Genomic DNA, 12,202 nt, shown 5'->3' on the forward strand with positions numbered 1-12,202 from the left:
AGTGTCATGATTCAAGCGGTGCAATCGCAAGCTTCAGTGCTTGCGTCGCAAGTGTCGCAACGCGGCGACAAAAACGAACCAGTAGATATAAAAACCAAAGAGACGGACCGAGCAAGTGCTTTAAAAGAGCAAATTGCTAAAGGAACCTACGCGATTAACCTCGAACAAACAGCCAAGGCTGTGGCGGAGGAGTTGCTCGGCTGATCTCTTTACCTTAACCCGTAAAGGACGATCATGCTACACCATTACTTACAAAATGCAACCAAGGACATCCAAAGCCTCATCCAACTCACGCAAGCGGATATTGTAGAGATTAAAGAGGCAAGGCACCAAGGTGTTCAAGAGCGTGCAAAACTTAAAAGTGATCTCATCTACGCCTTTCAAACTAAAAAATCCCTTCTTGATAATGAACTTGTAAAGCTGATGGGAGAGAACCAAGGGAAAGAACTTTCAGAGGTATTGAGCGAAGAAGAAAAAGACGGGCTAAGCATCATGAAAGAAGAGCTTGCTTCGTTGCATAAGCTTAACAAAGAGTACGCTAAATACGTGGTGATTGTAGGTGAATTTTACAATTCCTTGCTAGAGAGCATGTTTCCCCGCGAGATGGATGGCTACCACAAGTCCCTTCCAAAGCCCGCGTCACTTCTGAAGGTGAGGGCATAGCTATGAGCCTTTTTAGCACGCTTAACACGGGGGTTTCTGGGCTTAACACGGCCAGTTTATCCATTGCAACAACAAGCCATAATATCGCCAATGCAAACAACCCTTACTACACACGCCAACGTGTCGTAACCTCTGCGAGTATTCCTTTAAAAACAATACCCGGAGACGTGGGCACGGGAGTAAAAGTTGACACCATTGCGCGGATTCATGATGAGTTTCTTTATGCCCGCCTCAAACAAAGTACTAATTCTCTCTCCTACAGTAGCTATTCACAGCAACGTTTGCAAGAAGTTGCGCGCTACTTTCCAGATTTAGACGATGTGGGGATTCAAAATGACATCAAAAATTATTATGATGCGTGGAACAATTTTGCCTCCAATCCCAGCGAAGGGTCGCAAAAGATTAACCTGATTCAAAGCGCAAAAAGCCTAGCAACCGACATCCAAAACACACGAAATCAAATACGAACTTTGCAAGATACTGTCAACGATGAACTCAAAACCAATGTGGATGAGCTTAATCGCATTGGGGAGCAAATCGCTAAGATTAACGGCGAGATTTCAAGAGTAGAAAGTTCGGATCAAAACCGTGCCAATGATTTGCGCGACCAACGCGACCAACTTGAGCTTACCATGGCGGGATTAATCGACTTTTCTGTTTTTAAAGGGCAAATGGTAACGGAAAACGTTATTGATGTAAATTTAACAGATCAAGGGAAAGATTATCATCTTAATATTGCAGGATTTTCTTTTGTGGATGGTACAACTTTTCACCCGATTGTGATTGATAATGCCAACAATGAAAGTTCGTATTATTCTGTTTATCATGAGCAACAAGACGGTAAGCGTATTGAAATGACGGGATTGTTGCAAGGGGGAAAGATAGGGGCGATGCTTGATTTGCGCGGGCGTGTCATCGAAGCAGGTGGTGGCGGGTACCCATCGGATGGTACCTTGCAAGGCTATATCGATGATTTGGATACGTTTGCCAAAACACTGATTGTGCAGACCAATAATATTTATGCGCAAAGTGCCCAAGCACGCATGGAGTCTTCTTCTATGGCAGGGTTGACGCCCAATACATCACTGATGAATTACGACAATAGCTTTCAACGCGGCACTTTTGAAGCAGTGGTGTACGATGCACAGGGCAATGAAGTAGCGCGTAAAACTATTGAAATCAACGTCTTAACCACCATGGATGATGGTTCGGCACAAAGTATTGTGGGGCAATTTAACCGCAATACGGATGATAACAAAGACAACGATGCCACTAACGATGTGGACGATTATTTCTTCGCCAATTACAACTATGACCCTGAATCCAAGCAAGGCTCCCTTAGCTTTGCACCAACAGATGCACAAGCTGGCTATACGATTGCCATTGTAGATAATGGCAGTAATTTTCCTGGCGTGGTGGGCATGAGCCGTTTTTTTGATGGAGAGAGTGCGGCCGATATAAAAGTAGACAACGTATTTATCACCGATCCAACCAAGCTTCAAGGTTTTAGCGCTCCGGTTGAGGGGAACAATACGCTAGCCAATGCTATGGTGCAAATGCAGTACGATAAACTTTCTTTTTTTCGTGCTAATGGAACGGTCGCCAATGAAACCATCGAAGGGTTTTATCGTTTTGTGACGGTAAAAGTGGCAACCGACACGGAATCCGCTGGGCGAAGCAATGACACCAATCAGGCACTTTATAACACGATTTACTCTGAATTTCAATCCGTTAGCGGGGTGAGTATCGATGAGGAATTGATTGACTTGATGAAATTTCAAACTGCCTATTCGGCCAATGCCAAAGTGATTACGGCCATCGACCAAATGCTCGATGTGCTTCTTGGGATAAAATAGCGCGTGAGACGTCTGCCTCTTGTTAGCGTGGTTGTTCTTGGGGTGATTGTTTGTGTCTCTTTTTTGGGACATTGGATTTACCCCATCAGCCCCACGGACTTACAGCCAGATGCTATTTTATTGCCCCCTTCTTTTTCCCATCCCATGGGAACGGACAGGCTGGGGCGCGATGTATTTGCGCGGGTGATTGCAGGAGGGCAGGTTTCTTTGTTGATTGGCACGGGTAGCGCTTTGATTGCAAGTTTGGCGGGCTTGATGATTGGGGTGAGTGCAGGTTTTTTGGGGAAAACAGCCGATAAAACCATCGTTGTTTTGATTGATTTGTTTTTAACCTTCCCCACCTTTTTCTTGTTGCTTGCTTTGGTAAGTTACGTGGAAGCTTCGGTGTGGGTATTGGTTGTGGTGATTTCCATCACAGGGTGGATGGGGATGGCACGCTTGATTCGCAGTGAAAGCTTTGGTATTGCGCAAAAACCTTTTATTAAAATCCTTGTGATGGCCAAGGTTCCTTCGGTGAAAATCATTCTTAAATACTTCGCTCCCTTGTTGGCTCCGATTTTTTTCATCAGTTTTACCTTTGGGGTCAGCGGTGCCATCTTGGCCGAGAGTGGACTCTCTTTTTTGGGGATTGGCATCATGCCCCCGCAAATGAGTTGGGGGACGATTTTGGCCGAAGGAAAAGAGGTGTTAGACATTGCGTGGTGGCTTAGTTTTTTTCCTGGATTGATGATTTTTGGAGTGACTTACGCTTTAATTACGCTCTCGGATTACTTCCAGTCTCGTACCAATCAAAATGAACTTCACGCTTAAAGCTCACCTCGAAGCGGAGGTGAAAAAGCGCAATAATGCGTGCGAACTCCTTCCTAGCGCCTCTCCTGATCCTTTGTGGATTGCTAAAGAACACCAAGACGAATACAGCGCTTTGGTGTGCGCCTTGTTTGCCTATGGCAACGCGCGGGCTATTGTAAATTACCTTTCCACCTTTCCTTTTGATGCCTTACATGTAAAGAGTGAGGCAGACTTGCATGCTTTTACCTGGAAGCCCTATCGCTTTCAAAGTGCCTCTGACGTAGAAGCGTTTATGCTTGCCCTGTGGCGCTTGAAGCAAGAAAACTCCCTCAATACCTTGTTTTTAGAAGGGTATGACACTTCCCAGCGTGTGATTGAAGGGGTTGCTAACATCATGAGGGCACTGCATGCAAACATAACACACCCAAGCAGGGGCGTGGAATTTTTAATCGGAAAACCCTTTACATGTAAGCCCAAAAGTCCTCTAAAACGGTGGATGATGTATTTGCGGTGGATGGTGCGCAAAGACGCTATTGATCTTGGACTTTGGCATGGGGTGGCGCGCAAGGATTTGCTCATGCCCCTTGATACACACACCTACAAAGTTGCGCATGCTTTGGGGCTTTTAAAAAGAAAGAGTTATGATTTTCGTGCCGTTGAGGAACTTACCTGTGCCTTAAGAGCATTTGATGAAAACGATCCCGTGAAATATGACTTTGCTTTGTTTCGTTTAGGCCAAGAAAGAGGCTTGTAGCGGGTGTTTTGAGAGAAGTTTCATCTAAACTTAACAAAACGACTGCTATAATCAGCCCAAAATTTACACAAAGGCGTGCTGGATGAAAGACCTATTTCTCTTTGCTGGGTTTGTTTCTTACGACCACTCTTGGATATTTATTTTCCACGTATTTTTAACGGCAGTGGTATGTTTACTGATTGCTCGCGCAGCAACTTCTTCAATGCAATTGGTACCACGCGGGGTGCAAAATGTAGCGGAAGCCTATTTGATGGGCGTAATGAAAATGGGCCGTGATACCTTTGGTTCTGAAGAACTCGCCCGCAAATATTTGCCGATGATTGCTACGGTGGGTTTGATGGTACTAATCGCCAACGTGATGGGGATTATTCCAGGTTTTGAATCTCCTACAGCAGACATTAACTACACGTTGGCTTTGGCGATTATCGTCTTTCTTTACTACAATTACGAAGGTATTCGCACCAATGGGGTAAAGAAATATTTTGCCCACTTTATGGGGCCATCACCCTTTCTAGCGCCTATTATGTTCCCTGTTGAAATTCTCTCCCATATGTCACGGGTAGTCTCGCTCTCTTTCCGACTTTTTGGCTGTATTCGTGGAGATGACCTTTTCTTGGCCATTATCCTTGTGTTAGCCCCTTGGATTGCGCCTTTGGCACCCTATACCCTTCTTGGTGTTATGGGCTTGCTCCAAACCTTTGTTTTCATGATGCTCACCACCGTATACCTCGCGGGCGCAGTGATTATAAGTGAGGACCATTAGGCACGCCTTTGGCCTCAAAACCCTTTTTTGATACACTGGCCACACTCTTAGCAGGTGCCTCTTGGGCATTTGCTTTAGTGGGGGCTAGTGTTGGTTTTTACCTCTTCTTCCCCTACGGACTCCTAAGCGCCTTGCTTGTCTCTTTTGTTGCGGCTTTGCCCGGACTGTTGTGTGTGATTTTTTTTGAAATTGCATTATTGCAAAAACAAAAGCTAGAAGAAATGAAGCGCCACACCGAACTTCTTGAATCCATCGATGCTAAATTAGATGTTCGCTTCTTATCTCATCACTGATCCTCATTTTTATTCCCAAGACCCCGTGGTGTTACGCAAAATTCTTGCGGGAGTTTTTATGCGCCATCTCCCAACCCATGCGTGTTTACGTGATAAAAGCACCCCAGAGTATGCTGCGCTAGCGAGTGTGTTTGTACCTTTCGTTCGCTCTTATGGGGTAAAGGCTGTGTTACACAGCGATGTTGACTTGGCGCTTGCTTTAGAGGCAGACGGGGTTCATCTCCCTTTTCCTTTGGCACATCGCATTGGGCAGGCAAAAGAAAATGGGTTATATGTTATGGTGAGTACACACACCCAAGAAGAGGCATTAATTGCGCAAAAAGAAGGGGCAGACGCGATTACCTTTAGTCCTATTTTTCCTACGCCTGGCAAAGGCCCCGCCGTTGGTTTAGAGAAACTAAAAGAAATAATCGGTATACTAAGCCTCGACGTATTCGCACTTGGTGGCATTATCACCGATGCGCAAATTCGCTTGTGCAAGCAAGCGGGCGCATCCGGATTTGCCTCCATTCGATACTTTTGTAATCCACGCTAAGGCAACCCATGTTTGAAACCGTTATTGGGCTTGAGGTTCACGCTCAGCTTAACACAAAAACAAAAATCTTTTGCGCGTGTTCGACGCGTTTTGGAGATGCCCCCAACACCAACGTATGTACCGTGTGCTTAGGCCTTCCAGGTGCCCTTCCTGTGCTTAATAAAGAAGCCGTAAAAAAATCCATCAGTTTTGGAACGGCCGTGAATGCTACGGTCAATAAAACTTCTATTTTTAACCGAAAAAATTACTTTTACCCCGACCTTCCCAAGGGCTATCAGATTAGCCAGTTTGAGATTCCTATTGTGGAAAAAGGGGAGATTTTTTTAGATTTTGAAGATGGCACCCAAAAACGCATCGGCGTAACACGTGCGCACTTGGAAGAAGACGCAGGGAAAAACATTCACCACGGCAACGAAAGCCATGTAGACTTAAACCGTGCCGGAACGCCTTTGCTTGAGATTGTCAGTGAGCCAGATTTGCGCAGTAGTGAAGAAGCGGTGATGTATTTGAAAAAACTTCATGCCATCTTGCGCTACCTTGACATCAGTGATGCCAACATGCAAGAGGGGAGTTTTCGGTGTGACGCGAACGTCTCCATTCGCCCCAAGGGCGACACGAAACTCTACACACGCGTGGAAATCAAAAACCTGAACTCGTTTAAATTTATCCAAAAAGCGATTGAATTTGAAGCGGCCAGACAGCGCGAAGCGTGGGAAGATGGGCTGTATGCGCGCGAAGTGGTGCAAGAGACCCGCCTCTTTGATACGCAAACAGGAGTGACACGGAGCATGCGTGGCAAGGAAGATAGCGCAGAGTATCGCTATTTTCCAGACCCTGATTTGTTGCCAGTAATCATTCCTGATGCCATGATGGAAGAATGCCGCAAGATTCCCGAGCTTCCTGATGGGAAAAAAGCACGCTTAGTAAAAGAATACGGCATCAAAGAATACGATGCCGCAGTCATTACAGGCTCAGTGGAAATGGCCCATTATTTTGAAGCGATGGTCAAAGAAGGCGCGGGGGCAAAAACTTCGGTGACATGGCTTACCGTAGAGCTTTTGGCGCGACTAAACCATGGGCTTAGCATTGAAACTTCTCCTGTGGATGCGTGCAAGCTTGGTGCGCTGGTTAAACGCATTGAGGATGGTACCATTAGCGGCAAGGCAGCCAAAGAGGTGTTGGACTATCTGATGGACCATGCTGTTGGTGTGGACGCGGCCATTGAAACGCTAGGCTTAATGCAAGTGAGTGATGATGGGGCGATTTTAGAGATTATTGATGCCATTATCGCAGCCAATGGGGACAAGGTAGCACAATACAAAGGCGGCAAAGAGCAACTCTTTGGCTTTTTTGTGGGGCAAACCATGAAAGCTAGCAAGGGCACTGCAAACCCTGCAAAAGTCAACGAACTTTTGCGAACAAGACTCAATGGTTAGCCTGTGAACGTCGGTGTTATTGGGGGAGGAAAGTGGGGGCAAGCACTGCACTTTGCCTTTTCAAGAAACCACGAAAGCCGCTTGTATTCGCGCACACCAAAGGAGATAGAAGGCTTTGCTTCCCTTGAGACGGTTTTAGCCCATTCGCTGCTCGTGTTTGCCTTGCCAGCCCAAGTAGCAAGCGTGTGGCTAGAGGCGCACTTTGTGGATAAGGGGCAAAGTATTTTAGTGGCGGCGAAGGGGATTGATGTAGCAGAGCATCTGTTTTTGAATGAGATTTTTTCCAAACATCTCTCAACAGACCGCCTCGCTTTTCTCTCAGGCCCCTCCTTTGCAGCCGAAGTAATGCGCTCACTGCCTACGGCGCTGGTGATTAGCTCCTCTTCTTCGTCCCTTGCCAAAACCTATGAAAAACTTTTTCCCGCATTTATTAAAACCTACACAAACGACGACGTGGTCGGTGCAGAAGTAAGTGGGGCGTATAAAAATGTCATTGCCATTGCCAGTGGTATTTGCGATGGCTTGGAGCTTGGCAATAACGCAAGGGCAAGTTTGATTGCTAGAGGGCTTGTGGAGATGGCGCGCTTTGGGGCACATTTTGGCGCCAAAGAATCTTCTTTTTTAGGACTCAGCGGTGCAGGAGACCTGTTTTTGACGGCTTCAAGCACGCTTTCGCGCAACTACCGTGTTGGATTAGGACTAGCGCGCCAAAGACCTCTTACGCAGATTTTAGAAGAATTAGGCGAGGTGGCCGAGGGGGTTTACACCGCCAAAGCGATTGTCTCCATGAGCCTCCAATATGGGATTTACACACCTATCGCCAAGGAAGTAGCGCGCATGCTTGAAGGCAAATCACCCCTTGAAAGTTTACGTGATTTATTGAGCCAATCCGCATGAAATTTTCTTTACATGTAAGCCTTTTGTGCGGCCTTTTTGCCTCCCTTGCTTTGGCTTCTCCTTCGGTGGAGACCATGGTAGGACAAATGGTGATGGTGGGGTTTGAAGGCCAAGAAAACGCACAATTAGCTCCTGTGTCCAAGGCGGTAGAAGAGGGAAGTGTTGGCGGGGTGCTTTTGTTAGGACGCAATATCGCAAGTTCCCAACAGCTCAAAACCCTCACCCACACGCTCCAATCGCACGCATCAGTGCCTTTGTTGATTGCCGTGGACCAAGAAGGGGGAAGGGTCGCGCGTTTAAATACCACCAATGGATTTAACGCTTCCCCTTCAGCCAAAGAAGTGGCGATGGAGATGAGCCTTGAAGCGGCGGCTACTTTGTACCAGAGTATGGCGCAAGAGCTTAAAGCCCATGGTATTAACTACAATCTCGCCCCTGTGGTGGACCTTGAAAATCCTAATTCCCCCATCATTGGAAAAATTGGGCGGAGTTTTAGCCCCTATGCCACCACCACAAGTGTGTATGCTCAAGCCTTTGTGGAAGCCTTTGAGGGTGAAAATGTTGCCACTTCCTTAAAGCATTTTCCAGGGCACGGAAGTGCGGTGAGTGATTCCCACCTTGTCCTAACCGATGTTACGCACACGTGGAGCTTTGATGAGTTGCGGCCGTATTATGATTTTATTCAACTGGGTAAAGCCCAAAGCATCATGGTAGCGCACGTTTATTTGCGCCGTTTTGACCCAGATTTTCCTGCCTCTTTGTCAAAGATTTTGGTTAATGACCTCTTGCGCGAACGTATGGGATTTAAAGGCGTGGTGATTAGCGATGATATGCTTATGAAAGGTGTTTCCCATAACTTTTCTTTTGAAGAACGCATTATTCATAGTATTAATGCGGGGGTGGACATCATCATTGTTTCGGATTTTTATATCCAAGGTGTGCCCGTGCCTAAACGGATACACGTTATTGTACTAGAGGCACTAGGCCGTGGTGAGATTGAATTACAAACCCTTGAAGCAGCGTACTCGCGTATTTTGGCCTTTAAAAAACCTTTTTACCCTCAGTAATAGATGCGCGTTAAATAAAGCCCGTTTGGCGGCACGGGTTTTGTGAAGACTTGGCGTTTATTGGCAAGTTGTGCCCGTAAATCCTCCAAAGACAAACTCCCTCTCTCATGCGCAAGGGCCGCCCCAATCATCATCCGTACCTGCGAGCGCAAAAACCCACTTCCTCGAAAGGAAAACACACTCAGATGTTTATGGGCATACACCCGTGCATCAAATAAGAGGCGAATGTTGTGGGTAGTGGGGCTTCCTACTTTTTTAAACAAGGTAAAATCATGGGTGCCTATAAAACACGCCAACGCTTCGTTGGTGCGTTCAAGAGAGAGAGGCTGGGGCTCAAAGAGGCGGTAGGGGGCTAAAAATGGAGAAAAAGGACCGTGGTCAAGCACGTAGCGGTATTGCCTTGCCTTGGCGCTATAGCGCGCGTGCATGGCGTCACTGTGAAGGGTGATTTTCGTGATGTAAGCGTAGGGGGAAAGATGGCGATTGAGCGCAGATTGCAAGTGTGTGAGAGCATGCCAGTGGGGCGGCAAGTCTACGTGTACCACTTGCCCAAGGGCGTGCACCCCTTTGTCTGTGCGCCCCGCACCCGCAGGTGTGGCAAAGATATTGAGCTTGCGCAAAGCGGTAATGAGGCAGTGCATCACCGTGTTGGTGTCGTGGGCTTGTTGTTGAAACCCACCAAAACGCGACCCATCATAGGCAAGAGTAAAAAACGCACGCATCTTAGTATCTTCGTACAATCTTTCGCTGAAAATAAAGCCAAGAAACAACCAAAAAAAGTCCAAAAATCAAAGGAATGCTTAAAAGTGGCAAGGTTTTATTGACAAGCATAATGAGGGCAAAATAGGTAAAAAGTACCAGAAAAGTGGCCCCGTAAATCCCCCGTTTTTGGTAACGGTAAGTAACAATGCCAAAACTTAAGGCAAAAAGTGCGGTTGCCATGGGGAAAAGTGCGATGAGAATATCTAAAGAGAGCCCTTCGGCACGGCGTTTATTGGTCTTGGCCTCTTTCCAGTATTCAACCAGCGAGACAACCTCGGTAAGAGAGCCGCTTCCGTAGGTTTGGAGAAACATTTCATCAAAAATGAGTTCATGCATGCGAGAAGGGGCAAATTCATACCCGCGTCCTTTTTCCAAAGAAAGAACAAGTTCCCCTTGGGTGTTGGCAATCCTTCCTCCTTCGGCAAGCAAAAGGCGTTCATTGTTTTGCGGGCTTTTTGTGGCATACATGACAACTTGTTCGTATTCGTCCCCACCTTCTTTTTCATGCTTTGATTCAATAAACACAAGCCAATCTGAAAACCGTTGGCCAAATTCGGCTGCTTTGAGGGTCAGCTTGGCATTGGTGCGTTTGTAATCAACAAAATTTTTGTTTAACTGCCCTGCAATGGGGAGTAAAACAAGGGCGTTTGCCAACAAAAGAAGTGAGGTGAGGGTGGCAAGAAGGAAAAAAAAGCGTGCAATTTTCTTGGGGGAATAACCCAATGTGAAGAGCACAATGGTTTCATTCTCGCGGGAAAGCTTAAACAGGGTGAGGCCCAAAGCAATAAAAAAAGAGATGGGGATAGTGAAAAGCAAGATTTGAGGAAGCATAAAAAGATAGAGTTTGCCAAGTTCTAAAAAAGTGATTTCGATGACGGAAGTGACCCGCGCAATCTGAATGAAAAAAACAATAGACATGATGAAAAAAAGTGTGGCAAATAAGGAGCCAAACAGGGAAAAAAAGTGGCCTAAAAAATAACGGTTGATTCTATCCATAGTAAACCTCAATGAGCCTAGTTAAGGGGGTTTGGAGCAGATAAGTGATAAAAAGCCCCAAGGCCAAAAAAGGGATGAAGGGCAAGGCTGTGTCTTTTTTGGAAAAGAGGTAAAAAGCAAAAAGCGCTAACACTGCCGCTATGTAAATAGCCACAAGTCCTAAGTTGATACCAAGGACGGCTCCTATGATGCTAGCGATGAGAATGTCGGCTTCTCCCATGGCTTCTTTTTTGGAAAGGGTTGAAACTCCCATGCGCAACAACGCAAAGCCACCGGCAAACAAAAGCCCGTGTTCTAAGGAAAGAAGGACATCTCCGCTTAAAAAAGCAAGCCCAAGGGCGGGAAAACTCAAAGCATCAGGAACCGCTTTGTAGCGAAAATCAATCACCGAAAGGGCTAATAATAAAGCAAAACAAAAGCCCAGTATTAGCGCTTCAGCCCAAGGTTCCCAAAGTGCCACAAGTACAAAAATCCCGCCACATGCGAGTTCCATGAGAGGGTATTGGATGCTAATGGGAGCTTTACATGTAGCGCATTTACCCCGAAGGCACAGCCAGGACAAAAGGGGGATGTTGTGATACCATCGCAAAGGGGTCTTACATGTAAGGCAATGGGAGCTTGGCAATACCACGCTTTGCGCCAAAGGGAGGCGGTAGATGGCGACGTTTAAAAACGACCCCACGCACAATCCCAATAATCCCATTAGGCCAACCACCATATTAAAGCCCTCCAAAACGTCGGTCTGCTTGCATGTAAGAGGCTATAAGTTCTTCTAATTCTTTACATGTAAAGGCAGGCCACAAGGTGGACGTGAAGCGCAATTCTGCATACGCTGCTTGCCACAATAAAAAATTAGATAACCGCATTTCACCTCCTGTGCGAATGAGTAAGTCCACAGGAGTAGGGTTATCAAGCGCCGCTTCAAGGGTATCGGGCGTAATGGGTGTGTGGGTGCTAGCTAGGCGTTGTGCCGCGCGGGCGATTTCATCCCATCCGCCGTAATTAAGCGCCAAGACTTGCGTGAGTCCTGTGTTCTTGGCGGTGGCTGTTTTGGTGTGCATGATGGCTTTTTTAAGGGAAGGAGAAAAAGGATGCATGTCTCCCATAACCTCAAAACGTATGTTGTGTTCCAAAAGGGTGGGAAGTTCTTGCTTTAAAAATTTTGCCAACAACTTCATCAAAAAATCCACTTCCGTTTGGGGGCGTTTCCAATTTTCCGTACTAAAAGCATACAATGTGAGCATGTGCACACCCGCTTTGGCCGCATAGGTTGTGACTTCTCGCACCACCAAAGCACCTTTTTCGTGTCCTTTGGCGCGCGGTAAGCCTTGTGCCTTTGCCCAACGTCCGTTGCCGTCCATGATGATGGCAAGATGAGAAAGTGTATTCAT

The 12,202-nt window shown here is 46.5% G+C and carries 15 protein-coding genes; 11 read left to right on the forward strand and 4 right to left on the reverse strand.

Translation table 11 applies throughout. From position 1 onward, the window contains the following. The first annotated feature begins 6 nt into the window (after window positions 1-6). The 11 genes from AC5SLM_RS10075 (at window position 7) to AC5SLM_RS10125 (ending at window position 9,053) form a co-directional block, all read left to right on the forward strand. Entirely contained in the window at window positions 7-204 is a 198-nt protein-coding gene (locus AC5SLM_RS10075; RefSeq protein WP_495250823.1) for a flagellar biosynthesis anti-sigma factor FlgM, read from the forward strand. 30 nt (window positions 205-234) lie between these two features. After that, complete coding sequence (locus AC5SLM_RS10080; protein WP_495250824.1) at window positions 235-663, forward strand: hypothetical protein; 429 nt, start codon at window positions 235-237, stop codon at window positions 661-663. 2 nt (window positions 664-665) lie between these two features. After that, window positions 666-2,519 carry a flagellar hook-associated protein FlgK gene (gene flgK, locus AC5SLM_RS10085; RefSeq protein ID WP_495250825.1) on the forward strand — a complete coding sequence of 618 codons (1,854 nt, stop codon included), beginning with the start codon at window positions 666-668 and terminating at the stop codon, window positions 2,517-2,519. Window positions 2,520-2,531: 12 nt separating this feature from the next. Then, a complete protein-coding gene (locus AC5SLM_RS10090; protein WP_495250866.1) occupies window positions 2,532-3,329 on the forward strand; it encodes an ABC transporter permease in 798 nt (265 codons plus the stop codon). Beyond that, window positions 3,313-4,062 carry a TIGR02757 family protein gene (locus AC5SLM_RS10095; protein ID WP_495250826.1) on the forward strand — a complete coding sequence of 250 codons (750 nt, stop codon included), beginning with the start codon at window positions 3,313-3,315 and terminating at the stop codon, window positions 4,060-4,062. Before AC5SLM_RS10090 ends, AC5SLM_RS10095 begins: the two co-directional genes overlap by 17 nt. An 82-nt stretch (window positions 4,063-4,144) precedes the next feature. Then, complete coding sequence (locus tag AC5SLM_RS10100; RefSeq protein WP_495250827.1) at window positions 4,145-4,825, forward strand: F0F1 ATP synthase subunit A; 681 nt, start codon at window positions 4,145-4,147, stop codon at window positions 4,823-4,825. A gap of 8 nt (window positions 4,826-4,833) precedes the next feature. Then, on the forward strand, window positions 4,834-5,118 hold the full coding sequence (locus tag AC5SLM_RS10105) for a hypothetical protein (protein ID WP_495250828.1): 285 nt from the start codon (window positions 4,834-4,836) through the stop codon (window positions 5,116-5,118). Continuing rightward, window positions 5,093-5,653 carry a thiamine phosphate synthase gene (locus AC5SLM_RS10110; RefSeq protein WP_495250829.1) on the forward strand — a complete coding sequence of 187 codons (561 nt, stop codon included), beginning with the start codon at window positions 5,093-5,095 and terminating at the stop codon, window positions 5,651-5,653. The genes AC5SLM_RS10105 and AC5SLM_RS10110 overlap by 26 nt, the downstream gene beginning before the upstream one ends. Window positions 5,654-5,661: 8 nt before the next feature. Then, complete coding sequence (gatB, locus tag AC5SLM_RS10115; protein WP_495250830.1) at window positions 5,662-7,089, forward strand: Asp-tRNA(Asn)/Glu-tRNA(Gln) amidotransferase subunit GatB; 1,428 nt, start codon at window positions 5,662-5,664, stop codon at window positions 7,087-7,089. A 3-nt stretch (window positions 7,090-7,092) separates the two neighbouring features. Further along, window positions 7,093-7,986, forward strand: coding sequence for an NAD(P)H-dependent glycerol-3-phosphate dehydrogenase (locus AC5SLM_RS10120; protein ID WP_495250831.1), 894 nt, complete (start codon window positions 7,093-7,095; stop codon window positions 7,984-7,986). Continuing rightward, on the forward strand, window positions 7,983-9,053 hold the full coding sequence (locus AC5SLM_RS10125; protein WP_495250832.1) for a glycoside hydrolase family 3 protein: 1,071 nt from the start codon (window positions 7,983-7,985) through the stop codon (window positions 9,051-9,053). Before AC5SLM_RS10120 ends, AC5SLM_RS10125 begins: the two co-directional genes overlap by 4 nt. Here the strand turns inward: AC5SLM_RS10125 and truA are convergent. Genes truA through uppS form a run of 4 tightly spaced genes read right to left on the reverse strand, consistent with a single transcriptional unit; the run spans window position 9,047 to window position 12,202 of the window. Continuing rightward, entirely contained in the window at window positions 9,047-9,775 is a 729-nt protein-coding gene (gene truA / locus AC5SLM_RS10130) for a tRNA pseudouridine(38-40) synthase TruA (RefSeq protein ID WP_495250833.1), read from the reverse strand. The two genes, AC5SLM_RS10125 and truA, sit on opposite strands and share 7 nt — an antisense overlap. A gap of 1 nt (window position 9,776) precedes the next feature. Beyond that, entirely contained in the window at window positions 9,777-10,811 is a 1,035-nt protein-coding gene (locus AC5SLM_RS10135; RefSeq protein WP_495250834.1) for an LptF/LptG family permease, read from the reverse strand. Further along, a complete protein-coding gene (locus AC5SLM_RS10140; protein WP_495250835.1) occupies window positions 10,804-11,529 on the reverse strand; it encodes a prepilin peptidase in 726 nt (241 codons plus the stop codon). Before AC5SLM_RS10140 ends, AC5SLM_RS10135 begins: the two co-directional genes overlap by 8 nt. A 1-nt stretch (window position 11,530) precedes the next feature. Further along, on the reverse strand, window positions 11,531-12,202 hold the full coding sequence (gene uppS, locus AC5SLM_RS10145) for a polyprenyl diphosphate synthase (RefSeq protein ID WP_495250836.1): 672 nt from the start codon (window positions 12,200-12,202) through the stop codon (window positions 11,531-11,533).

The organism is Sulfurospirillum sp. HTRB-L1 (genome assembly GCF_059415125.1).